Annotated in this window: 16 protein-coding genes; 14 read left to right on the forward strand and 2 right to left on the reverse strand. The window is 65.2% G+C overall.

Annotated elements, in window-relative coordinates; all coding sequences use genetic code 11:
* Positions 1–159: 159 nt before the first annotated feature.
* From E8E91_RS04045 to E8E91_RS04060, 4 genes are read left to right on the forward strand one after another with little or no spacing between them, the layout of a single operon-like run.
* A complete protein-coding gene (locus E8E91_RS04045) occupies positions 160–1,434 on the forward strand; it encodes an ATP-binding protein (protein WP_280374703.1) in 1,275 nt (424 codons plus the stop codon).
* Positions 1,431–2,777: an HD domain-containing phosphohydrolase gene (locus tag E8E91_RS04050; protein WP_280374704.1), complete on the forward strand. Its 1,347-nt coding sequence runs from the start codon at positions 1,431–1,433 to the stop codon at positions 2,775–2,777. The genes E8E91_RS04045 and E8E91_RS04050 overlap by 4 nt, the downstream gene beginning before the upstream one ends.
* On the forward strand, positions 2,774–3,310 hold the full coding sequence (locus tag E8E91_RS04055; protein WP_280374705.1) for a response regulator: 537 nt from the start codon (positions 2,774–2,776) through the stop codon (positions 3,308–3,310). Before E8E91_RS04050 ends, E8E91_RS04055 begins: the two co-directional genes overlap by 4 nt.
* Positions 3,303–9,065, forward strand: coding sequence for an EAL domain-containing protein (locus E8E91_RS04060; RefSeq protein WP_280374723.1), 5,763 nt, complete (start codon positions 3,303–3,305; stop codon positions 9,063–9,065). The genes E8E91_RS04055 and E8E91_RS04060 overlap by 8 nt, the downstream gene beginning before the upstream one ends.
* Positions 9,066–9,177: 112 nt before the next feature.
* On the opposite strand, the gene E8E91_RS04065 is transcribed toward E8E91_RS04060, so the two are convergent.
* Positions 9,178–9,885, reverse strand: a complete 708-nt coding sequence (locus tag E8E91_RS04065; protein WP_280374706.1) for a TetR family transcriptional regulator — start codon at positions 9,883–9,885, stop codon at positions 9,178–9,180.
* Between the two features lie 115 nt (positions 9,886–10,000).
* Between E8E91_RS04065 and E8E91_RS04070 the strand changes: the two genes are divergently transcribed.
* From E8E91_RS04070 to E8E91_RS04115, 10 genes are all read left to right on the forward strand, one after another.
* Positions 10,001–11,545, forward strand: coding sequence for an NAD(P)/FAD-dependent oxidoreductase (locus tag E8E91_RS04070; protein WP_280374707.1), 1,545 nt, complete (start codon positions 10,001–10,003; stop codon positions 11,543–11,545).
* Entirely contained in the window at positions 11,542–12,426 is an 885-nt protein-coding gene (locus E8E91_RS04075; RefSeq protein ID WP_280374708.1) for an SDR family NAD(P)-dependent oxidoreductase, read from the forward strand. Before E8E91_RS04070 ends, E8E91_RS04075 begins: the two co-directional genes overlap by 4 nt.
* A gap of 521 nt (positions 12,427–12,947) precedes the next feature.
* Positions 12,948–13,856, forward strand: coding sequence for a glutamate/aspartate ABC transporter substrate-binding protein (locus E8E91_RS04080; protein WP_280374709.1), 909 nt, complete (start codon positions 12,948–12,950; stop codon positions 13,854–13,856).
* 200 nt (positions 13,857–14,056) lie between these two features.
* Entirely contained in the window at positions 14,057–14,803 is a 747-nt protein-coding gene (locus E8E91_RS04085) for an amino acid ABC transporter permease (RefSeq protein WP_190829933.1), read from the forward strand.
* Positions 14,800–15,468 (forward strand): amino acid ABC transporter permease, encoded by a 669-nt coding sequence (locus E8E91_RS04090; protein ID WP_280374710.1) that lies wholly within the window; start codon positions 14,800–14,802, stop codon positions 15,466–15,468. The genes E8E91_RS04085 and E8E91_RS04090 overlap by 4 nt, the downstream gene beginning before the upstream one ends.
* A complete protein-coding gene (locus E8E91_RS04095; protein ID WP_280374711.1) occupies positions 15,465–16,199 on the forward strand; it encodes an amino acid ABC transporter ATP-binding protein in 735 nt (244 codons plus the stop codon). The genes E8E91_RS04090 and E8E91_RS04095 overlap by 4 nt, the downstream gene beginning before the upstream one ends.
* A 126-nt stretch (positions 16,200–16,325) precedes the next feature.
* Positions 16,326–18,236 (forward strand): sensor histidine kinase, encoded by a 1,911-nt coding sequence (locus tag E8E91_RS04100; protein WP_280369168.1) that lies wholly within the window; start codon positions 16,326–16,328, stop codon positions 18,234–18,236.
* A complete protein-coding gene (locus tag E8E91_RS04105) occupies positions 18,233–19,555 on the forward strand; it encodes a sigma-54 dependent transcriptional regulator (protein WP_280374712.1) in 1,323 nt (440 codons plus the stop codon). Before E8E91_RS04100 ends, E8E91_RS04105 begins: the two co-directional genes overlap by 4 nt.
* Positions 19,556–19,745: 190 nt before the next feature.
* Positions 19,746–21,038, forward strand: a complete 1,293-nt coding sequence (locus tag E8E91_RS04110; RefSeq protein ID WP_280374713.1) for an MFS transporter — start codon at positions 19,746–19,748, stop codon at positions 21,036–21,038.
* A complete protein-coding gene (locus E8E91_RS04115; protein WP_280374714.1) occupies positions 21,035–21,958 on the forward strand; it encodes an aldo/keto reductase in 924 nt (307 codons plus the stop codon). The genes E8E91_RS04110 and E8E91_RS04115 overlap by 4 nt, the downstream gene beginning before the upstream one ends.
* Before the next feature lie 126 nt (positions 21,959–22,084).
* Here the strand turns inward: E8E91_RS04115 and E8E91_RS04120 are convergent, their stop codons facing one another.
* The gene (locus E8E91_RS04120; RefSeq protein ID WP_280374715.1) at positions 22,085–22,834 is read right to left on the reverse strand and encodes a 3-oxoacyl-ACP reductase family protein; all 750 of its coding nucleotides are present in this window, start codon (positions 22,832–22,834) and stop codon (positions 22,085–22,087) included.
* Positions 22,835–22,947: the final 113 nt, after the last annotated feature.

The raw sequence follows: 22,947 nt of genomic DNA on the forward strand, positions 1-22,947 counted from the left end.
CTTGCCTTCCTGTTGAAGGGAAATGTCGGCGCCGTCCCACACGTTTTTCGACAGGATTCAGACGCCCAAAATCTGTCATACACTTCGTACAACAAAGTAGGACACGAGCCGGAATTCAACCCTGCCAACCGTTCCACAGCAAAAAAAGCGGGCGACATCATGGAAAGCAGCCCTTTGGATCTTGCCGGAGCCCTGGTTGAACAGATCGAGGTGGGCGTCATCGTCCTCGACCCAGGTCTGCACGTCCTTCACTGGAACGAATTCGTCAGTCAGCGCAGCGGCAAGGCCCTCGGCCCTGCCGTAGGGCAGCTCCTGACCTACGTCTTCCCGGAAGCGGATACACCTCGACTCGCCCAGATGGTGGCCAAGGCTCGCGATCAGGGCCTGCATGCGTACACCCACTGGCGCGAAGACCCTTACCTGATCCAGCTGCCCTACAGCCCCGAAGGCCAGGTGACGCCGCTACGCCTGCAGAGCACCCTGCTCTTTCCCTTCGACTGCCAGGGTGAACGCTGCTTCGGCCTGCTGCTATACGACACCACCGAGTTTGCCCGTTCCAACGAGCAACTGGCCGCCGCCCTCAACGCCCTGGGCAGCAAGCAGCTGGAGCAGGAACAACTGATCCACAAGCTGGAGAAGGCCAACGCCCAACTGCTGCAATCGGAGAAGCTCGCCGCCATCGGCCAACTCGCGGCCGGTGTCGCCCACGAGATCAACAACCCCATCGGCTACGTCTTCTCCAACCTCAAGACCCTCAGCGGCTACGTCAACGACCTGCTGCGCATCGTCGACGCGGTTGACGGCGTCGGCAGCCTGGAAGAACTGCAACAGCTCAAGCGCAGCCTGGAATACGACTACATCCGCAACGACGTCGAAGCCCTGATCCACGAATCCGAAGACGGCATCGAGCGGGTCAAGAAGATCATCACCGCCCTCAAGGACTTCTCCCACATCGAGGAAGAGGAATTCCACGCCGCCGACCTGCACAAGGGCTTCGACAGCACCCTCAACCTGGTCAACAACGAGCTCAAGTACAAGGCCGAAGTGGTGCGCGAGTACGGCGAACTGCCGCTGGTGGAATGCATCCCCTCGCAAATCAACCAGGTGGTGATGAACCTGCTGATCAACGCCGCCCACGCCATCGAGAGCTTCGGCCGCATCACCCTGCGCAGCGGCCACCAGGGCGACTGGATCTGGCTGGAGGTGGAAGACAACGGCAAGGGCATCGACCCGAGCATCCTCAACCGCATCTACGAACCCTTCTTCACCACCAAGCCGGTAGGCAAAGGCACGGGGCTCGGCCTCGCGCTCTCCTACAACATCGTGCAGAAGCACAACGGGCGCATTGAGGTCGTCAGCCATCCCGGCCATGGCACCCGCTTCCGCGTCTGGCTGCCCCGGCACCAGCCCCAAGCCAGCGGGGTGCAGGCATGAGCGAAGCCCAGCGCCGCCCCACCCTGCTGCTGGTGGACGACGAAGAGCACATTCTCAGCGCCCTGCGCCGCGTCCTGCGTGGCGAACCCTATGAACTGCTCACCGCCACCGGCGGCAATGAGGCCCTCGCCGTGCTGGCCGCGAATGACGTCGACCTGGTGGTTTCCGACGCCCGCATGCCCGGCCTCGACGGCCCCGCCCTGCTGGCCGAAGTGCAGCAGCGCTGGCCGGGCACCCTGCGCCTGATGCTCACCGGTGCCACCGACCTGGACACCAGCATCCGCGCCATCAACCAGGGGCAGATCTACCGCTACCTGGGCAAACCCTGGAATGACGACGAGCTGCGTTTCACCCTGCGCCAGGCCCTGGCCCACCAGCATGCCGAGCGCGAGCACCAGCGCCTGGAACGCCTCACCCTGGAACAGAACCACCGCCTGCAGGAACTCAACGCCAGCCTGGAGCAGCGGGTCCGCGACCGCACCGCCGAGCTGCAACAGACCGCCGACATGCTCGACCTGGCCTACGACGAGTTGCGGCGCAGCTACGTGACCGCCACCGAAGTCTTTTCTTCCCTGCTCACCCAGCGCCTGCCGGGCGACAAGCAAGGCAATGCACAGGTCATCGCCCTGGTGCGCGCCTTCGCCGGCGAACACCAGCTGGCGGAGACGGAAAGCCGCGACCTGGCCATGGCCGCCGCGCTCTACAACCTCGGCAAGCTGACCTGGGACGACCACCTGCTCAACCGCCCCAGTGACCTGCTGCACCGCGAGGAGCGCGAGCGTTACTGCCGCTATCCGCTGCAGGGGGAAAGCCTGCTGATGGCCCTGGAGCCGCTACACGATGCCGGGCGGCTGATCCGCCATCACCAGGAACGCTGGAACGGCACCGGCTTCCCCGACCAGTTGCACGGCGAGGCCATCCCCTTCGGTGCCCGCCTGCTGAAGCTCGCGGTGGACTTCGTCGAGCTGCAATGCGGCCAGGTACTGCAACGTCCGCTGCCGCGCCAGGAAGCCCTGCAATTCCTTGCCCGCTATTCCGGACGCCTCTATGACCCGGAGCTGTGCAAGCAATTCATCGACCTTTGCACCCGTTGCGCGCCGGACCTCCTGGAGACCGACCCCAGCATTCTCGCGGTGGACACCCGCCGGCTGGAACCGGGCATGGTCCTGGCCCGCAACCTCCAGGCCGACAGCGGCATGCTCCTGCTCAACGCCGGCAAGCAGCTCAGCCGCACCCTGATCGACAAGCTCATCGCCTTCGAGGCCAGCGAAGGCGCGCGCTACACCCTCCACGTCCGCCAGCCCGAGGCTGACGCGATCCCGGCCAAGGAGCAGCCCCAATGATCAAGATCCAGCTGGTGGACGACGAGCCCCATATCCTCAGCGCCCTGCAACGTCTTCTGCGGCCACAGGGCTGGGTCCTGCACCCCTTCGACAACCCCGAGGCCGCGCTGTCGGCACTGGCCGAGCACCGCTACGCCGTCATCGTCTGCGACCTCAACATGCCGCAACTGGACGGCCTGACCTACCTGCAGTTCGCCCGTCAGCGCCAGCCCGAAGCCCTGCGCATGCTGCTCAGCGCCCACGGTGACCGCGCCACGCTGATGCAGGCGATCAATCGCGCCGAGGTCTATCGCTTCCTTTCCAAACCCTGGGAGAACTACGAAATCGAAAGCGCCCTGCAGGCCGCCGTCGACCTCTATCAATTGCGCGACGAGAATCGCCGACTGCTGGAACAGGTAAGCGGCCAGCAGAACACCCTCGACCGCCAGCGCCGCGAACTGCTGCGCCTGGAGACCGAGCATCCGGGTCTGACCCGCGTGCGCCGCGATGCCGACGGCGCCGTGCTGCTGGAGGGCTATGACCTGGATGACTGACCACCGTCAGCCAGGACAGCCCCAGCCAACGGACCGGCACGACACCATGGCCAACAACAACCGCGACCTCGGCTACCAGGCCTACCTGCATTGCCTGGCCTTCGCCCTCATGGCGCTGGGCGTCATCAGCCTGGGCGCCTTCCTGGCCAACACCAGCCCCGCACGCCATGAACTGGTGCTGCTGCCCGATAGCGCCCTGATCACCCTGTTCGCCGGTATCGCGCTGCTGGGCGCCACCCGTAGCCTGCGCCGCACCTCACTGCTGGCGGGCCTGGCGCTGATCGCCCTGGCCGGTTACAGCCTCGGGCACAACGTGCTGGCCGGCGGCAGCGACCAGGGCCGCTCGCTGGTCAGTGGCTACTTTCGGATTCGCAGCGAGCTGGCCATAGTCGCCTGCCTGTTCGGCCTGGCCATGCTCCTGGCGGTCACGCGCCAGGGTGGGCGATGGCTCAGCCAGGTCTGCGGCCTCACCCTGTTCGGCCTGGCCCTGCTCTCGCAGCTCTCCCTGCTAGGCGCCGAGTACGGCCTGCCGCGCTTCGCCTTCCGGCCGGAATCCGGGCACGTCGCCAATCTGTTCATCGCCCTGCTCGGCGCTGCGGTGCTGATGCTCTGTGCGCTGCCCGAAGAACACAGGCGCCTGCTCGATCGGCGCAGCATGGCCACCGGTGTGATGGGCGCAGTCACCACCTGCATCGGCTGGTACCTGCTCAGCCTGAACGAAGTCTCCACCCTCGGCGCCCATAGCCACCAGCTGCTGCTGCGCGCCCAGTCGTCCATCGAAAACACTGTCACCGTGCGCCGGCAACTGGTCCAGCGCATGGCCGAACGCTGGCAGAGCCTGCACGGCATGCCACCAGAGAGCCTCTGGCAGCAGGAGGTCGACAGCTACCTGCGTGACTTCCCCAACCTCAATCTGATCGCCGTGCTGGACGCAGACCTCAAGCTCGTCCGCCAGCACTCCCGCAATCGCCAGGCCGACCGCTGGCTGGAGCGCTTCCTGTCCCAATCCGAGCTGCGCGACTGGCTGCAGCAGGTTCGCCAGGGCAGCGAGGCGCAAATGAGCCCGGCCCAGAACTTCAGCGCCGACAACATCAGCACCCTGGTGGCCACGCCGCTGCGCGTCGACGGGCAAGGCACCGCACTGCTGGTGGCCAGCCTGGATATCGGCGCAACCCTGGACCGTCAGCTCGGCCGGGACCTGGACGGCTTCGCCCTGGAAGTCTTCGAAGGCCAGAAGCGCATTTACCAATCCGGCACCGGCATCGATGGTCACAGCCTGTTCCCGGTGGGTGAGCAGCGCAGCGAACTCGGCCCCGAAGGGCGCTGGCGCATGCGCACCTACCAGGCCCTGCCAGGCAGGGACAATGCCGCCGTCTACCTGCCACCGCTGTTCATGCTCTTCGGGCTCGGCTTCACCTTTCTGCTGATGGTCAGCCAGAGCTTCTCGCGCCTGGCCATCGAACGCAGCAAGCGACTGCGCGAAAGCAACCTCGAACTGGAGCAGAGCCTGCAACACCAGGCCCGATTGCAGGCACAGAACCAGCGGATCATGGATCACTCCATGGACGTGCTCTGCTCCGTCGACGCGGAGGAGCGCTTCATCCAGGTCAGCCCCTCCTGCCACAGCGTGCTCGGCTATCGCCCTGACGAGATGATCGGTCGCCCCTATACCGACTTCGTCCTGGTCGAAGACCGCGATCGCACCCGCGCCGAGGTCCAGGCCATCATCCGCGGCGAGTCCTGGGACGCGGTGCGCAACCGCTGCAAGCGAAAAGACGGCAGCGTAGTGCACCTGCTCTGGTCCGCCGGCTGGTCGGACAGCGAACGCACCCTGTTCGCCGTCGCCCACGACATCACCAGCCTGGTGCGCCACGAAGCCTATGCCGAGGACCAGCGCGACATCCTCAGCATGATCTCCACCGACCAGCCGCTGCCGGAAATCCTCAAGGCCATCTGCCTGATGAGCGAAACCCTGGACCCGACCGCCCTGTGCTCGGTGCTGCTGGTGGATGCCGAGCACAAGCGCCTGCGCCTGGGCGCGGCGCCGAGCCTGCCGGACGCTTTCAACCAGGCGCTGGACGGCCTGCCCATCGGTCCCCTGGCGGGCGCCTGTGGCACCGCCGTGTTCCGCCGGCAGATGGTGGTCAGTGAAAACATCAGCGAAGACCCCCTCTGGCATGAGCACCGCGAGCAGGCCCTGCGCCACGGTCTGCTCGCCTGCTGGGCGATCCCGCTGATTTCCCACCACGGCGATGTGCTCGGCACATTCGCCGTGTACCTGTGCCAGCCCTGCGCTCCGGATGACGAGGCCTTGCAACTGATTGGCACTGCCGGGCAGCTGGCGGCCATCGCCATCGAGCGCCAGCACGACCGCCTGCGCCTGCAGGAAAGCGAACAGCGCTACCGCTCCCTGTTCATCTTCAACCCCGACACGGTGTTTTCCCTGGACCGCGATGGGCGCTTCCTCAGCCTCAACCAGGCCGGCTGCGAACTCATCGACTACAGCGCCACCGAACTGCTCGGCCAGCCCTTCTCCGACCTGGTGCAGGAGGATGACGTCGAGCATGGCCTCCAGCACTTCCGGGCCGCCCTCGACGGTCAGGCGCAACGCTTCGAAGTCCGCTGTCGCAACCGCGCCGGCGGGCTGCTGGAACTGGACATCACCCACCTGCCCATCGTTGTCGAAGGCCGGATCGTCGGCGTGTTCGGCATCGCCAAGGACATCGGCGGGCGCAACCGCATGACCCGCGAATTGCAGGAAACCCTGACCCAATCCGAACGCAAGGCCCTGCTGCTGCGCGGCCTCAGCGATACCGCACTGCGCATCGGCGGCATCCTCGATACCCGCGCGCTGCTGGATTTCATGTGCGAACAACTGCGCCTGCTGGTGGGAGCGCACCAGTCGCTGCTCAACCTGACCGACGGCCAGGGTCTGGAGGCCTTCTCGCTTTCCGCCAAGTACCAGGCCTGGCGAGCGCCGCAGTTGCCCGCCGAAGGCCTCGCACTCTATGCCCGCGCCTGTGCCGGGAATCTGCCAGTCCTGCTGACCCGCGAAGAGCTGGACGCCAGCGGCGACGAGGGTTCCGGCCAGCTGCCGCTGCAAGGCTGGCTGGCGGTGCCGCTGATCGACCACGGCGGACGCCACCTCGGCCTGATCCAGCTATCCGACAAGTTCGACGGCAACTTCAACCAGGACGACCTGGCCATCGCCCAGCAGTTCGCCCAGATGGCGGTGGCGGCACTGGAGAATATCCGTCTGGTGCAGCAGGTGCTCTCCGGCGAACAGCGCCTGCAGGAACAGCTGGACTTCACCTCTGCCATCACCAACAGCGTCGGCGAAGGCCTGCTGGCGGTGGATCGGCAAGGCCGGCTGAACTTCGTCAACCCGGCCGCCGCCGAACTGCTCGGCCAGAGTGTCGAAATCCTGCTCGGCCAGCCCCTGGCGGCGCACCTGCCGCTGGACCTCTACAGTGCCCCGGCCACCGGCAGCCGCCATGGCGAGGTCAGCCTGGACGGCGAACTGCATATCGCCTACGACTGCGCGCCACTGCTGCACGCACAAACCCTCGGCGGCTGGGTCATCGCCTTCCGCGACATCAGCCGCGCCAAGGAATCGGAGAAACAGCTGCGCATCCTCCAGCGCAGCATCGAGGCCAGCTACAACGGTGCGATGATCTGCGATGCCACCGACGAAAACCTGCCGGTGGTCTACGTCAACCCGGCCTTCGAGCGCATCACCGGCTACAGCGCCGCCGAGGCCATGGGGCGCAACTGCCGCTTCCTCCAGGGTGCCGACCGGGAGCAGGCGGGCATCGCCGAAATCCGCCACGCGCTGTCGGAGAAGCGCGAAGTCCACGTGGTGCTGCGCAACTTCCGCAAGGACGGCACGCCCTTCTGGAACGATCTCTACATCGCCCCGGTGCCCAACGAACACGGCGAGATCACCCACTTCATCGGCGTGCAGAACGACATCTCCGAGCAGAAACGGGTGGAGTCCGAGCTGGCCTACAACGCCAGCCACGACGTGCTCACCGGCCTGCCCAACCGCTCCCTCCTGGAAGACCGCCTGCGCCAGGGCTGCCAGATCAGCCAGCGCTACCAGCGCAAGCTGGCGGTGATGTTCATCGACCTCGACGGTTTCAAGCCGATCAACGACTCCATGGGCCACGGCATCGGCGACCAGATCCTCGTGGAAGTGGCACGGCGCCTGACCCAGCAGGTGCGCCCCGGCGACACCGTGGCGCGGCTCGGGGGCGACGAGTTCATCCTGATCCTGCCGGACCTGGCCCGTGAGGAAGACGTGCTGCAAGTGGCCGAGCGGGTCATCGACTGCATCGCCCGCCCCTATCCCATCGCCGGCAGCGAGCTGCACATCACCGCCAGCCTGGGCATCGCCATGAGCGAGCAAGGCATGCAGCAGCCCATGCAACTGATCCAGCAGGCGGACCTGGCGATGTACAAGGCCAAGCAGCAGGGGCGAAATTGCTACCAGTGGTACACCACCGACCTGGAGCAGAAGGTCAGCGAGCGCGTGACCCTGCGCAACGAACTGCAGAAGGCCCTGGAAGCCAACGCCTTCATGCTCTACTACCAGCCGCAGATCGACGGCCGCAATGGCCGCGTCACCGGCTTCGAGGCCCTGCTGCGCTGGCAGCATCCGCTGCTCGGGTTCATCTCGCCGGCGCAGTTCGTGCCGGTGGCCGAGGACACCGGGCAGATCATCCCGTTGAGCGAATGGGTGCTGGCCACCGCCTGCCGCGCCTGCCGCGAACTGCTCGACCGGGGCATGACCGGAACCGTGGTGGCGGTGAACATCTCGGCAGTGCACTTCCAGCGCAACATCTTCGTCGACAGCGTGCGACGCGTGCTTGAAGAAACCCGGCTACCCGCCGAGCTGCTGGAACTGGAGATCACCGAAACCGTACTGCTGGACAACGCCGAACGCGCCATCGCCACCCTGCAGGCGCTGAAAGCCCTGGGGGTACGCCTGTCCATCGACGACTTCGGTACCGGCTTCTCCAGCCTCAACTACCTGAAGCGCCTGCCCATCGACAAGGTGAAGATCGACCGCGCCTTCGTCCAGGAAATCATCAGCGACCGCCACGACGCCGCGATCACCCAGGGCATCATCTCCATGGCCCATCACCTGCGCCTGCGGGTGATCGCCGAAGGGGTGGAAAGCGAGTCCCAGTTCGCCTTCCTGAAGAAGAGCCACTGCGACGAGTTCCAGGGCTATTACTTCGCCCGGCCCATGCCCTTCGAGCAACTCGACCAGTTCCTCCACGAACATCACAAGAGCCCGGCGGCCTACCTGGATACCCGCGCCGGTCCCAGCAATACCCAGACCCTGCTGCTGCTCGACGACGAGGAAAACATCATCCGCGCCCTGACCCGCGTGCTGCGCCGCGACGGCTACCAGATCCTCACCGCCAGCCGCGCCCAGGACGCCTTCGCGCAACTGGCCAAGCACGACATCCAGGTGATCCTCTCCGACCAGCGCATGCCGGAAATGAACGGCACCGAGTTCCTCAGCCGGGTCAAGGACCTCTACCCGGACACCATCCGCATCGTGTTGTCCGGCTACACCGACCTCAAATCCGTCACCGATGCCATCAACCAGGGCGCCATCTACAAATTCCTCACCAAGCCCTGGGACGACGAACAGCTCCGCACCGTGATCGCCCAGGCGTTCCTCCACCACAGCATGGCCAAGGCGAAGGAAGAGAATGCGGCGGTGGAACAGGATGAGGAGTGACGGTGACGGCCATTCCTTTGTAGGGGCGAATTCATTCGCCAAGCAGGCCGAAGGTCTGCCCTGTGGGAGCGAATTCATTCGCGAATGAATTCGCTCCCACAGAAAAAGCGGCCTACACCGCTCCCACCGCTTGCAACACGCTCGCACCGGTGAACAGGAACAACACCTGTTCCACCGCCTCGGCACGAATCGCCTCGCGGCGCTCAGGTTCACCGATGTAGTCCAGGGACATCTGGAACAGGTTGCGGCTGATCAGCCGTGACACGCGGCGCACCACCGGTTCCGACACCAACGCCGGCAGCAGTTTGTATTCGCGGACGTCTTCGGCCATGTCGGCGGCAAAGCCCTCCATCACTTCCTGAAGCGCCTCACGCAACACCGGGGAAGCGCCATGCAGCTCGCGCACGCCGATGATGAAGGCCTCGGCATTGCCATCGACGAAGTCGAAGAAAAGCTGCACGGTCTCGTGGCAGACGCGCCGCCCACGGCCCAGGTCGATGCCCATCAGCTTCGGCAACACACCGCCGTCGCCCTGCACGGCGCGCGCCGCCGCTTCCCGGCGCAGGTCACGCAGGGGCTGGCGCAATTGGGTGGAAATGTTGCGGATGATGGCCAGTCCCAGGTCGTCCACATCCTTGAAGTGGCGGTAGAAGGTATTGGGGTTCAGCCCGGCCTCCCGCGCCAGTTCGCGCAGCCCCAGGCTGCCCAGGCTGCGGCTCTGGGAACCCAGGCGCAGCGCAGCTTCCATGAGCAGGCGCTTGCCGGGGGCATCGGGAGCTCGTTCTGGCGACTGGAGCTCGTCGCCGCTGGCGGAATTCATCTCTGGCCCTACCTAAGGTTGGTTGTGACGACGCTGGATTGCCGGCGAGTATACAGATGTCTACCTTGGTATACAGCTGTATACGCCGCAATTAATAAGAACAGGAGCCCGGCCAATGACTGCGTCACCCCGACCCTCTGCCCGCCATTGCAAGATCGCCATCATAGGTTCCGGTTTCTCCGGCCTCGGCATGGCGATCCGCCTGAAGCAGAAAGGCGAGAACGATTTCCTGATGTTCGAGAAGGAACCCGGCATCGGCGGTACCTGGCGAGTGAACAACTACCCGGGCTGCGGCTGCGACGTGCAATCGCACCTGTATTCCTTCTCCTTCGAGCCGAACCCGAACTGGACGCGGATGTTCGCCAAGCAGGAAGAGATCAAGTCCTACCTGGAAGGCTGCTGGGAAAAGTACCGGCTGCAGGACAAGACGCTGCTGGGCACCGAGATCACCCGCCTGGCCTGGAACGACGTGGACGAGCTGTGGCAGATCGAAGACGCCGCCGGCAACCACTACAGCGCGCAGTTCGTGGTCTCCGGCATGGGCGCCCTGTCCACCCCGTCGATCCCGGCGCTGAACGGCCTGAAGAACTTCAAGGGCGAGACTTTCCACTCCCAGCAGTGGAACCACGACTACGACCTCACCGGCAAACGCGTCGCCGTGGTCGGCACCGGTGCCTCCAGCATCCAGTTCGTGCCGCAGATCCAGAAGCAGGTCGCCCAGCTCGACCTCTACCAGCGCACCGCGCCCTGGATCATGCCCAAGCCGGACCGCGCCATCAGCGAGGGCGAGCGCTCCCGCTTCAAGCGCTTCCCCTTCCTGCAGCAGCTCTGGCGCGGCGCCATCTACGCCATCCTCGAAAGCCGCGTGATTGGCTTCGCCCTGACGCCGAAGGTGATGAAGCTCGCCGAATGGGTCGCCAGGGGTTACATCAAGCGCAAGATCAAGGACCCGGTCCTGCGCGCCAAGGTCACGCCCGACTACACCATGGGCTGCAAGCGGGTGCTGATCTCCAACGACTACTACCCGGCGCTGACCCAGTCCAACGTCGACGTGATCACTGACGGCATCCAGGAAATCCGCAAGAACAGCATCGTCACCGCCGACGGCACGGAACGCGAAGTCGACGCCATCATCTTCGGCACCGGCTTCACCCCCAGCGACCCGCTGCCCCGTGGCGTGGTCTTCGGCCGCAACGGTGTCGACCTGCTGGACACCTGGCCGCAAGGCCCGGAAGCCTACAAAGGCACCCTCACCGCCGGTTTCCCCAACCTGTTCTTCCTCATGGGGCCGAACACGGGCCTGGGCCACAACTCCATGGTCTACATGATCGAATCGCAGATCCATTACGTGCTCGGCGCCCTCGATCTGCTCGACTCCCGCCGCCTGCGCAGCCTGGAGGTCAAGCGCGACGTGCAGGACAAGTTCAACGGCAAGCTCCAGGGCAGCCTGGGCAATACCGTGTGGAATGCCGGCGGTTGCATGAGCTGGTACCTGCACCCGGTAAGCGGCCGTAACTGCACCGTCTGGCCCGGCTTCACCTGGCGCTTCCGCCTGCTGACCCGCAACTTCGACCCGGCGGCCTATCAATTCAGCCGCAGCCTGCCGGTGCACGCCGCCCAGGGCCCGCTGCTAATGGCTAATCAAGAGGTACCAGCATGAAATCCTTCGAGAACAAAGTCGCTGCAGTCACCGGTGCCGGCTCCGGCATCGGCCGCGCCCTGGCCTGTGCCCTCGCCCGCCAGGGCTGCCACCTGGCCCTGGCCGACGTGAACACCGACGGTCTGGCGGAAACCGCCGCCATGGCCCGCAAGCTGGGCGTGCAGGTCACCGAAACCCGCGTCGACGTCGCCAACCGTGATGCCGTGCACGCCTGGGCCGAACAGGTGGTGCTGGACCATGGCCGGGTCAACCTGATCTTCAACAACGCCGGCGTCGCCCATGCCGGCACGGTGGATGGCAGCGACTACTCGGAATACGAGTGGATCATGAACATCAACTTCTGGGGCGTGGTGTACGGCACCAAGGCCTTCCTGCCGCACCTCAAGGCCAGCGGCGAAGGCCATGTGGTCAATGTCTCCAGCGTATTCGGCCTGTTCGCCCAGCCCGGCATGAGCGCCTACAACGCCACCAAGTTCGCCGTGCGCGGTTTCACCGAGTCGCTGCGCCAGGAACTGGACATGGAAGGCAGCGGCGTTTCCGCCAGCTGCGTTCACCCCGGTGGCATCCGCACCAATATCGCCAAGACCGCGCGAATGAACGACAGCCTGGCCAAGGTCACCGGCCAGGACTCCAGCCGCGCCCGCCAGCAGTTCAACGACCAGTTGCTGCGCACCAGCCCGGACAAGGCCGCCGAGGTGATCCTGCGCGGCGTGCTGCGCGACAGTCGACGCATCCTGATCGGTGCCGATGCCTGGGCCCTGGATAGCATGCAGCGCCTGCTGCCGACCCTCTACCAGCGCCTGGTCACCACCTCCATGCGCCTGGCTGCGAAGTTCGCGCCGAAGCCGAGGGGGAGCGAGGTGCCCAAGGCGGTTGAGTAAGCCAAGGGGCTGCTTCGCAGCCCTTTCGCGAATGAATTCGCTCCCACAAAACACGGACCTGCCTTTCCTTGTAGGGGTGAATTCATTCGCCAAGCAGGCCGAAGGTCTGCCCTGGAACGTCCAGCGAGCTGCCGCCTCCCTCACCCCAACCCCGCTCTGCGCCCCAGCCTGAGTGCTTCGCGCTCAGGCGTTCATCGGCAACGGAAGCAGTGCTTCCAAAACCATGCCGATTCACCCCAGAGGGAGAGGGGGCTTTTTGTGCCTCGGCACCACCCCCTCCAGACATGACCGCAAAGTCACCCGTTCGGAAACCCGAACGACATTCGGCGCGCATATTCGGAAGCCCGGACACACCCCAAATCCAGATAGCCCCCTATCGATATAAAACTATTAAATATCAACAACTTAAGTAAAATTTCAGACCACCATACAGCTGGCACGCATTCTGCCAATACAGATCCCGACGGACGCGACTTCCTACTCGCGCCGATAAGAACAAACAACATCGAGGACTGTCGTTCATGCGTATGCTCCCCAAGGTTCTGGCCACCGCTATCGCAGCAACCCTGATCTCCGCTCCGGCTTTTGCCGCCGAGCTGACCGGTACCCTGAAGAAGATCAAGGAGACCGGCACCATCACCCTCGGTCACCGTGACGCTTCCATCCCCTTCTCCTACCTCGGCACCGAGCCGGGCAAGCCCATCGGCTACTCCCATGACCTCCAGCTGAAAGTGGTCGAGGCCATCAAGCAGGAACTGGGCATGCCGGAACTTAAGGTCCGCTACAACCTGGTGACCTCCCAGACCCGTATCCCGCTGGTGCAGAACGGCACCGTCGACATCGAGTGCGGCTCCACCACCAACAACCTGGAGCGCCAGAAGCAGGTCGGCTTCTCCGTGGGCATCTTCGAAGTGGGCACCCGCCTGCTGTCCAAGAAGAGCGCCAACATCAACGAGTTCGACGACCTGAAAGGCAAGAACGTCGTGACCACCGCCGGCACCACGTCCGAGCGTCTGCTCAAGTCCATGAACGCCGAGAAGCAGATGGGCATGAACATCATCTCGGCCAAGGACCACGGCGAGTCCTTCCTGATGCTCGAATCCGGCCGCGCCGTGGCCTTCATGATGGACGACGCCCTGCTCTACGGCGAAATGGCCAAGGCCAAGAAGCCCGATGACTGGGTCGTGACCGGCAAGCCGCAGTCCTTCGAAATCTATGGCTGCATGGTTCGCAAGGACGACGAAGCCTTCAAGAAAGTGGTCGACAAGGCCATCGCCGACACCTTCGCCTCCGGCGAAATCAACGGCATATACGACAAGTGGTTCACCCAGCCCATCCCGCCGAAGGGCCTGAACCTGAACTTCCCCATGAGCGAAGAGCTGAAGAAGCTGGTCGCCAACCCCTCCGACAAGTCGGCTGAAGAAATCTGACCTGTCGCGCCCATCTCCCGGCGGGAGATGGGCCGCTCTTCTCCCCTCTCCCCTTGGGAGAGGGGCCGGGGGTGAGGGTGGTGGGCTCCGTGCAATGTCATGCAGCCCTCACCCCAGCCCTCTCCCAGAGGGAGAGGGAGTCTTCTCCCCTTCCACTGCCTTCAACCGCAGACAGATCGACCTGATAGGGGACAACCCTGATGAATTACAACTGGGACTGGGGCGTGTTCTTCAAGTCCACCGGGATCGGCAGCGAAATCTACCTGGACTGGTTCGTCACCGGCCTGGGCTGGACCATCGCCATCGCCCTGGCGGGCTGGATCATCGCCTTGCTGCTGGGCTCGCTGCTCGGCGTGATGCGCACCGTACCGAACCGCTGGGTTTCCGGCTTCGCCACCGTCTATGTGGAAATCTTCCGCAACGTGCCGCTGCTGGTGCAGCTGTTCCTCTGGTACTTCCTGGTGCCGGACCTGTTGCCCGAACCGCTGGAAATCTGGTTCAAGCAGGACCTCAACCCGGCCACCTCGGCTTACCTGAGCGTCGTGGTATGCCTCGGCCTGTTCACCGCCTCCCGCGTCTGCGAGCAGGTGCGCACCGGTATCCAGGCTCTGCCCAAAGGCCAGCTCGGCGCCGCCCGCGCCATGGGCTTCCGCCTGCCGCAGATCTACCGCTACGTGCTGCTGCCCCAGGCCTTCCGCATCATCATTCCGCCGCTCACCAGCGAGTTCCTCAACATCTTCAAGAACTCCTCCGTGGCGTCGCTGATCGGCCTGATGGAGCTGCTGGCGCAGACCAAGCAGACCGCCGAGTTCTCCGCGAACCTGTTCGAAGCCTTCACCCTGGCCACCCTGATCTACTTCACCCTGAACATGAGCCTGATGCTGTTCATGCGCCTGGTGGAGAAGAAAGTCGCGGTGCCCGGCCTGATCTCCGTAGGGGGTAAGTGATGGATTTCTCCGCAATCATTCCCGCCCTGCCGGGCCTGGCCGACGGCCTGCTGATGACCTTCCAGCTGATGGTGCTGGGCGTCGTCGGTGGCGTGGCGCTGGGCACCGTCCTGGCCTTGATGCGCCTGTCGCACAACCCGATGCTGTCGAAGATCGCCGGGCTGTACGTCAACTACTTCCGCTCCATCCCGCTGCTGCTGGTGATCACCTGGTTCTACTTCGCAGTGCCCTTCCTGCTGCGGGCGATCACCGGTGAAGACACGCCGGTGGGCGCGTTCACCTCGTGCCTGGTGGCCTTCATGATGTTCGAGGCGGCGTATTTCTGCGAAATCGTCCGCGCCGGCATCCAGGCCATCCCGAAAGGCCAGATGGGTGCGGCCTCGGCCCTCGGCATGACCTACGGCCAGAGCATGCGCCTGATCATCCTGCCCCAGGCCTTCCGCAAGATGACCCCGCTGCTGCTGCAGCAAAGCATCATCCTGTTCCAGGACACCTCGCTGGTTTACACCGTGGGCCTGATGGACTTCCTCAACGCCGCCCGTTCCCGTGGCGACATCATCGGCCAGCCCCACGAGTTCCTGATCTTCGCCGGCCTGGTCTACTTCAGCGTCAGCTTCATCGCTTCCCAGCTGGTCAAACTCCTGCAGAAAAGGTTAGCCGTATGATTTCCATCAAGAACGTCAACAAGTGGTACGGGGACTTCCAGGTGCTGACCGACTGCAGCACCGAGGTGAAGAAAGGTGAAGTGGTGGTGGTGTGCGGCCCGTCGGGCTCGGGCAAGTCCACCCTGATCAAGTGCGTGAACGCCCTGGAGCCTTTCCAGAAAGGCGACATCGTGGTCGATGGCACCTCTATCGCCGACAAGGCCACCAACCTGCCCAAGCTGCGTTCTCGCGTTGGCATGGTGTTCCAGCACTTCGAGCTGTTCCCGCATCTGTCCATCACCGAGAACCTGACCATCGCCCAGACCAAGGTGCTCGGCCGCAACAAGGACGAAGCCCTGGAGAAAGGCCTCAAGCTGCTCGACCGCGTCGGCCTCAAGGCCCATGCCCACAAGCACCCCGGCCAGCTCTCCGGCGGCCAGCAGCAGCGCGTTGCCATCGCCCGCGCCCTGGCCATGGACCCGGTGGTGATGCTGTTCGACGAACCCACCTCCGCACTGGACCCGGAAATGGTCAACGAAGTGCTGGACGTGATGGTCGAGCTGGCCCAGGAAGGCATGACCATGATGTGCGTGACCCACGAAATGGGCTTCGCCCGCAAGGTCGCCGACCGGGTGATCTTCATGGACCGCGGACAGATCGTCGAAGACTGCGCCAAGGACGAGTTCTTCGGTGACGTCAACGCCCGTTCCGACCGCGCCCAGCAGTTCCTCGCCAAGATCCTGCAGCACTGATGCACCTGTAGGAGCGAGCTTGCTCGCGAATGGCCGAGCGCTTCGCCAGCAAGCTGGCTCCTACATTCCCACTCCACCGCTCGGTCCCCGCGCCGGGCGGCGACTGGCATGGCCCGGATGTCTATGATGCAATGCCCCACCGCCAGCTTCCGCGCCATGCCGCCAGCCCTGACCGTGAAACCGCGTCTTTCCCGCCACCTGCTGCTGTTCCTGCTGCTGCTCCTGTGCATGGCGGGCTTCGGCTACATCGGCTTTCACCTGAGTGAGGAAGCCGGCATCCGCCAGCTGCAGGTCAACGGCGAGCGCCAGCTGGAACTCCACGCTCGCGCCGTGGAAAGCGAGATCAACCGCTACACCTACCTGCCCAGCCTGCTGGAGCTGGAATCCAGCGTCAGCCACCTGCTGCTCAATCCCACGCCTTACCGGCGCAATCTGGTCAACGACTACCTCGAAGGCCTGAACCGCCGCAGCGGCGCCCGCGCCATCTACCTGCTGGACACCAATGGCCGCGTGCTGGCCACCAGCAACTGGCGCGATGCCGACAGCTACCTGGGCGAAGACCTGGCCTTCCGCGCCTACTTCCAGGAAGCCGTGCAGGGTCGCCCCGGCCGCTTCTACGGCATCGGCAGCACCACCGGCGAAGCGGGTTACTACCTGGCCCACGGCCTGCGCTACCAGGGCCGGATCATCGGCGTCGCGGTGGTCAAGGTGAAGCTCGAAGCCCTTCAGGAGCGCTGGGAGAAGGCCCGCCTGCAAGCCTTCGTCAGTGACGAGAACGGCATCATCATCCTCTCCAGCGACCCGGCCCTGCGCATGAAGGCGGTGCGTCCGCTTTCCGCCGAAGACAAGGAGCGCCTGGCCCGCAGCCTGCAGTACTACTGGTGGGCGCTGAACGAATGGGAGCCACGCACCCGCGAGGTGCTGGGCGAAGGCCTGGAAGCCATCAGCTTCGCCGCCAGCGGCCCGCAGGGCGAGGCGGAAGGCGACGTCGCCTACCTGGCGCAGACCCGCACCCTCAACGACACACCCTGGCACTTCACCCTGCTCTCGCCGCTGGCCGACCTGCGCCGCGAAGCGGTGATCCAGGGCATGCTCGCTGCCGTCGGCTTCGCCCTGCTGGCCTTCCTGCTGATCGCCTGGAACGAGCGCCGCAAGGTCATCGCCACCCGCCTGGCTGCCCGTGAAGCGCTGCTGGCGGCCAACAACGAGCTGGAACGCAAGATCGCCGAACGCACCCAGGACCTGCGCGCCAGCAACAGCCGCCTGCTGGCGGAAATCCGCGAACGCAAGCAGACCGAAGACAACCTGCGCAAAGCCCAGGACCGCTTGGTCCAGGCCGGCAAGCTGGCGGTGATCGGGCAGATGTCCACCAGCATCGCCCACGAGCTCAACCAGCCCCTGGCCGCCCTGCGCACCCTGTCCGGCAACGCCATGCGCTTCCTCGAGCGCGGCGCCCTGGACACCGTCACCACCAATCTTTCCGCCATCAACGAACTGGTGGACCGCATGGGCCGCATCACCGCCAGCCTGCGGGCCTTCGCCCGGCGTTCCGACGACCACGGGCAGGCTCGCCTGGGCAAGGCGGTGGACGCGGCCCTGTTCCTGCTGAACGCCCGTCTGGAGCGCTCACCGCTGGCGCTGCACCGGGACGTGGACGACGTGCTCCTGGCCATCGACCAGACCCGCCTGGAGCAGATCCTGGTCAACCTCATCACCAATGCGCTGGACGCCATGAGTGGCCAGACCGACTGCCAGCTCTGGCTCAGCGGCCGGGCCGACGGCGGCCTCTACCGCATGCAGGTACGCGACAACGGCCCCGGCATCGACCCGGAAAACCGCGTGCACCTGTTCGAGCCCTTCTTCACCACCAAGCCCGGCGAGCACGGGCTCGGCCTGGGCCTGACCCTCTCCGCCAGCCTTGCCACCGCCGCCGGCGGCAGCCTCGCGGCGCACCACCCCGACAGCGGCGGCACTGCCTTCGAGCTCAGCCTGCCGCTGCTGGACAGCCCCGATTCGAACGCGAGCCCCCGACCATGACCGAGCCGCTCAACGTCCTCATCGTCGAAGACGATCCCCACGTCCTGCTCGGTTGCCAGCAGGCCCTGGCCCTGGAAGACATCCCCAGCATCGGTGTCGGCAGTGCCGAAGAAGCCCTGGCAACGGTGGGCGAGGACTTCGCCGGTATCGTCATCAGCGACATCCGCCTGCCGGGCATGGACGGCCTGACCCTGCTGGAACGCCTCAAGGCCCGCGACCGCCAATTGCCGGTAGTGCTGATCACCGGCCACGGCGACATCAGCATGGCGGTGGGTGCCATGCGCAGCGGCGCCTACGACTTCATGGAAAAGCCCTTCTCCCCCGAGCGTCTGGTGGACGTCACCCGCCGCGCCCTGGAGAAGCGCCGCCTGGACCGCGAAGTCAGCAGCCTGCGCCGCCAACTGGCCAGCCGCCAATCCCTTGAGCAACGCATCATCGGCCGCTCACCGGCCATCCAGGCCCTGCGCGAGCTGATCGCCAACGTCGCCGACACCTCGGCCAACGTGCTGATCGAAGGCGAGACCGGCACCGGCAAGGAACTGGTCGCCCGCTGCCTGCACGATTCCAGCCGGCGCCACACGCGCGAATTCGTCGCCCTCAACTGCGGCGGCCTGCCGGAGAACCTGTTCGACAGCGAAATCTTCGGCCATGAAGCCCACGCCTTCACCGGCGCCGGCAAGCGACGCATCGGCAAGATCGAGCACGCCCACCAGGGCACTCTGTTCCTCGACGAAATCGAGAGCATGCCGATCAACCTGCAGATCAAGTTCCTCCGCGTGCTGCAGGAGCAGACCCTGGAGCGCCTGGGCTCCAACCAGCCGATTCCGGTGGACTGCCGGGTGATCGCCGCCACCAAGTTCGACCTGAACGAGGAAGGCAAGTCCGGGCGCTTCCGCAGCGACCTTTACTACCGCCTCAACGTGGTCACCCTGGAATTGCCGCCACTGCGCGACCGCCGCGAAGACATCCTGCTGCTGTTCGAGCACTTCCTGCAGCTGGCCTCCCTGCGCTTCGACCGCGCCGCGCCGGAGCTGGACAACGCCACCGTCTCCGCCCTGATGGCCCACGACTGGCCCGGCAACGTTCGCGAACTGCGCAACGTGGCAGAACGCTTCGCCCTCGGCCTGCCGGTGTTCAAGAAGAGCGGCCAGACCCCGGACGGCAACGAACCGCGCTTTGCCGAGGCGGTGGAAGCCTTCGAAAAATCCCTCCTCAGCGCCGCCCTCGAACGCCACGGCGGCAACCTCAGCCAGGCCTGCATTGCGCTGGGCATGGCCAAGACCACGCTGTTCGACAAGGTGAAGAAGTACGGGCTGTAGCCACCGGACCTGCTTTCCCATGTGGGAGCGAATTCATTCGCGATGCAAACCAACAGGCCGCTGCGCGGCCCTTCGCGAATGAATTCGCTCCCACAATAAATACCGCCCCCAACACCCTGCGACCGCCAATACCAGCACCCCGCCTCCCCATGGTCTAAAACCACCAGACCACCCCACACGAACCACCACCATGTCCCTCCTCCACCGCGCCATCCATGCCAGGCCCGGTGAACTGGCTCCGGCCCTGGCCGCCTTCGCCCTGCTGCTGTGCCTGTTCGGCGGCTACTTCATGCTGCGTCCGGTGCGCGAAACCATGGGCATCGCCGGTGGTGTGGAGAACCTGCAATGGCTGTTCAGCGCCACGTTCATCGCCATGCTGCTGGCAGTGCCGGCCTACGGCTGGCTGAACGCACGGGTGCCCCGGCGGATCTTCCTCGACTGCGTCTACCTGTTCTTCGCCAGCAACCTGCTGGGCTTCGCCTGGCTGCTGTGGCGCACGCCGGACCCGCTGTGGACGGCGCGGGCCTTCTACGTCTGGCTGTCGGTCTACAACCTGTTCGTGGTGTCCCTGGCCTGGAGCCTGCTGGCCGACGTGTTCGACCGCCGCCAGGCCAAACGGCTGTTCCCCTCCATCGCTGCCGGCGCCAGCCTCGGCGGGCTGATCGGGCCGCTCGCGGGCGGCCTGCTGGTGAGCGATCTGGGAACCACCGGATTGCTGGTGCTGGCCGCCCTCCTCCTGCTGCCCACCCTGGCCATGCGCCGTGTGCTGATGGACTGGCGAGGAACCGGCGGTGCCGGGCGGCCCGGAGCGGAAAGCGAACCGCCGGAACGGCCGGTACCCGGCAACCCCTTCGCCGGTATCAGCCAGGTGCTGGGCTCGCGCTACCTGCTGGGCATCTGCGCTTTCGTCCTGCTGCTCTCCTGCACCAGCACCTTCCTCTACTTCGAGCAGGCGCGGCTGGTGGCGGCGTTGTATCCGGACAGTCACCAGCAAGTACGCGTCTTCGCCCTGATCGACTTCACCGTGCAGGCCCTGTCCCTCGCCTGCCAGCTGTTCATCGCCGGACGCGTGGCACAGCGCTTTGGCGTCGGCGCGCTGCTGGCGGTGGTGCCGCTGCTGGTGGCCCTGGGCTTTATCGGCCTGGCAATGCTGCCGCAATTCTCCGTACTGGCCTCGGTGATGGTGCTGCGCCGGGTCGGTGAGTACGCCTTCGTGCGGCCGGGCCGGGAAATGCTCTTCGTACCACTCGGCGCCCAGGAGAAATATCGAGCGAAGAACTTCATCGATACCGTTGTCTATCGCGGAGGTGACGCCCTGAGCGCCTGGCTCAATGCGCTGCTTACCGGCTTCGGCCTGGCCTCCGCCGCGGTGGCGCTGGTGGGCGCGGCTGTAGCCCTGGCCTGGTCCGCACTGGGGTGGCGCCTCGGCCGCCGGCACGAGCACACTGAATCTTCGTCCCCATCACAGGAGACCGAGCCATGAGAACCGGCATCACCCGCGCCGAATTCCTTCGCCTGAGTGCTGGCACGGCGCTCCTGGCCATGAGCCCCTTCGGCCTCGGCGCCGACATGGGGCAACAGCCGGTGCTCCGTCGCGCCATTCCCTCCACCGGCGAGCAGGTGCCAGTGATCGGCGTCGGCACCTACCGGGGTTTCGATATCTCCCACGACGCCAGCGCGGCCTGGGCAGATTGTCGCAAGGTGCTGGAAGCACTCTTCGCTGCCGGTGGTTCGGTGATCGACAGCTCACCCATGTATGGCCAGGCGGAAGAAGTGGTGGGTGGCCTGCTGAGCGAACTCAAGGCCCAGGACCGGGCCTTCGTTGCCACCAAGGTGTGGACCCAGGGTCGCCAGCACGGCGTCGAGCAGATGCAGCATTCCATGCGCCTGCTGCGGCGCCAGCGCATCGACCTGATGCAAGTGCACAACCTGGTGGACTGGCAGGAACACCTCACGACCCTGCGGCAATGGAAGGAGGAAGGCCGCATCCGTTATCTCGGCGTCACCCACTACACCTCCAGTGCCTATGACGAACTGGAACGGGTGCTGCGCGCCGAAAAGCTGGACTTCCTGCAGATCGACTACGCCCTCAACGACCGCGATGCCGAGGAACGCATCCTGCCCCTGGCGCAGGAGCGCGGTGTGGCGGTGCTGATCAACCGTCCCTTCGACGGCGGCAACCTGCTGCGCAACCTGTTGCAGCAACCGCTGCCGGAGTGGGCCGGCGACTACAGCTGCACGAGCTGGTCGCAACTGCTGCTGAAATTCTGCCTGAGCCATCCGGCGGTGACCTGCGTGATCCCCGGAACGGGAAACCCCCGTCACATGCTGGACAACCTCCAGGCAGGACGGGGGAAGGAGCCGGATCAGGCGCTGCGGGACAGGTTGATCCGCCTTTTGTAGGGTGGAAATCGCTCTTCATTTCCACCGCTATCGTAGGAGCGAGCTCTGCTCGCGAAACTTCGCACAGACCGTTCGCGAGCAAGCTCGCTCCTACACGCCATCCTACGGGCGACCATCTGCCCGTCGTCAGGCCGAGAACCCGCCATCGATCGTCAGGTTCGCGCCGGTGATGTAGCCCGATTCCGGGCCGGCCAGGTAGGCCACGAAGCTGGCGATTTCCTCCGCCTTGCCATAGCGCGGCAGGGCCATGAGCTGCTTGAGGGAGTCGGCGAAATCGCCATCCTCCGGGTTCATGTCGGTATCCACCGGGCCGGGCTGCACGTTGTTGACCGTGATGCCGCGCGGGCCGAGGTCGCGGGCCAGGCCCTTGGTGAAACCGGCCACCGCCGCCTTGCTCAGGGCATAGACCGAACCACCGGCGAAGGGCATGCGTTCGGCATTGGTGCTGCCGATGGTGATGATCCGGCCACCCTCGCCCATCACACGGGCGGCTTCCTGGCTGGCGATCACCACGCTGCGTACGTTCACGTCCAGCGTGCGATCCAGGTCTTCGATCCGGAACTCTTCGATGGGCGCCACGGCCAGTACGCCGGCGTTGTTCACCAGGATGTCGAGACGGCCGAAGGTATCCACGGTATGGCGAATGGCAGCACGGATGGCGTGCTCGTCGCGGCTGTCGGCCTGGATCGCGATGGCGCGACCGCCTGCCGCTTCGATGGTCTGTACCACTTCCAGCGCGCCAGCGGCGGAAGCGACGTAGGTCAGGGCGACGGATGCGCCGTCACGGGCCAGGCGCAGGGCAACGGCGGCACCGATGCCACGGGAACCGCCCTGGATGAATGCGACTTTGCCTTCGAGGGTTTTGCTGGTGCTCATTTGAGGTCTCCTGAAACGGGGAAGTGGGTGGAAGACGGCCCCAGTATTCACCTCGCATTCGCAACCGATAAGCTGGCAATCGCTATATTCAGTCGATACCAAAGGTTTATGGA

It is taken from the genome of Pseudomonas sp. BN515 (genome assembly GCF_029873155.1).
Taxonomy (GTDB): Bacteria; Pseudomonadota; Gammaproteobacteria; order Pseudomonadales; family Pseudomonadaceae; genus Metapseudomonas.

Coding starts and splice junctions, on each gene's coding strand:
- E8E91_RS04045 (WP_280374703.1), top strand. CDS start 160: ATGGAAAGCAGCCCTTTGGATCTTGCCGGAGCCCTGGTTGAACAGATC.
- E8E91_RS04050 (WP_280374704.1), top strand. CDS start 1,431: ATGAGCGAAGCCCAGCGCCGCCCCACCCTGCTGCTGGTGGACGACGAA.
- E8E91_RS04055 (WP_280374705.1), top strand. CDS start 2,774: ATGATCAAGATCCAGCTGGTGGACGACGAGCCCCATATCCTCAGCGCC.
- E8E91_RS04060 (WP_280374723.1), top strand. CDS start 3,303: ATGACTGACCACCGTCAGCCAGGACAGCCCCAGCCAACGGACCGGCAC.
- E8E91_RS04065 (WP_280374706.1), bottom strand. CDS start 9,885: ATGAATTCCGCCAGCGGCGACGAGCTCCAGTCGCCAGAACGAGCTCCC.
- E8E91_RS04070 (WP_280374707.1), top strand. CDS start 10,001: ATGACTGCGTCACCCCGACCCTCTGCCCGCCATTGCAAGATCGCCATC.
- E8E91_RS04075 (WP_280374708.1), top strand. CDS start 11,542: ATGAAATCCTTCGAGAACAAAGTCGCTGCAGTCACCGGTGCCGGCTCC.
- E8E91_RS04080 (WP_280374709.1), top strand. CDS start 12,948: ATGCGTATGCTCCCCAAGGTTCTGGCCACCGCTATCGCAGCAACCCTG.
- E8E91_RS04085 (WP_190829933.1), top strand. CDS start 14,057: ATGAATTACAACTGGGACTGGGGCGTGTTCTTCAAGTCCACCGGGATC.
- E8E91_RS04095 (WP_280374711.1), top strand. CDS start 15,465: ATGATTTCCATCAAGAACGTCAACAAGTGGTACGGGGACTTCCAGGTG.
- E8E91_RS04100 (WP_280369168.1), top strand. CDS start 16,326: ATGCAATGCCCCACCGCCAGCTTCCGCGCCATGCCGCCAGCCCTGACC.
- E8E91_RS04105 (WP_280374712.1), top strand. CDS start 18,233: ATGACCGAGCCGCTCAACGTCCTCATCGTCGAAGACGATCCCCACGTC.
- E8E91_RS04110 (WP_280374713.1), top strand. CDS start 19,746: ATGTCCCTCCTCCACCGCGCCATCCATGCCAGGCCCGGTGAACTGGCT.
- E8E91_RS04115 (WP_280374714.1), top strand. CDS start 21,035: ATGAGAACCGGCATCACCCGCGCCGAATTCCTTCGCCTGAGTGCTGGC.
- E8E91_RS04120 (WP_280374715.1), bottom strand. CDS start 22,834: ATGAGCACCAGCAAAACCCTCGAAGGCAAAGTCGCATTCATCCAGGGC.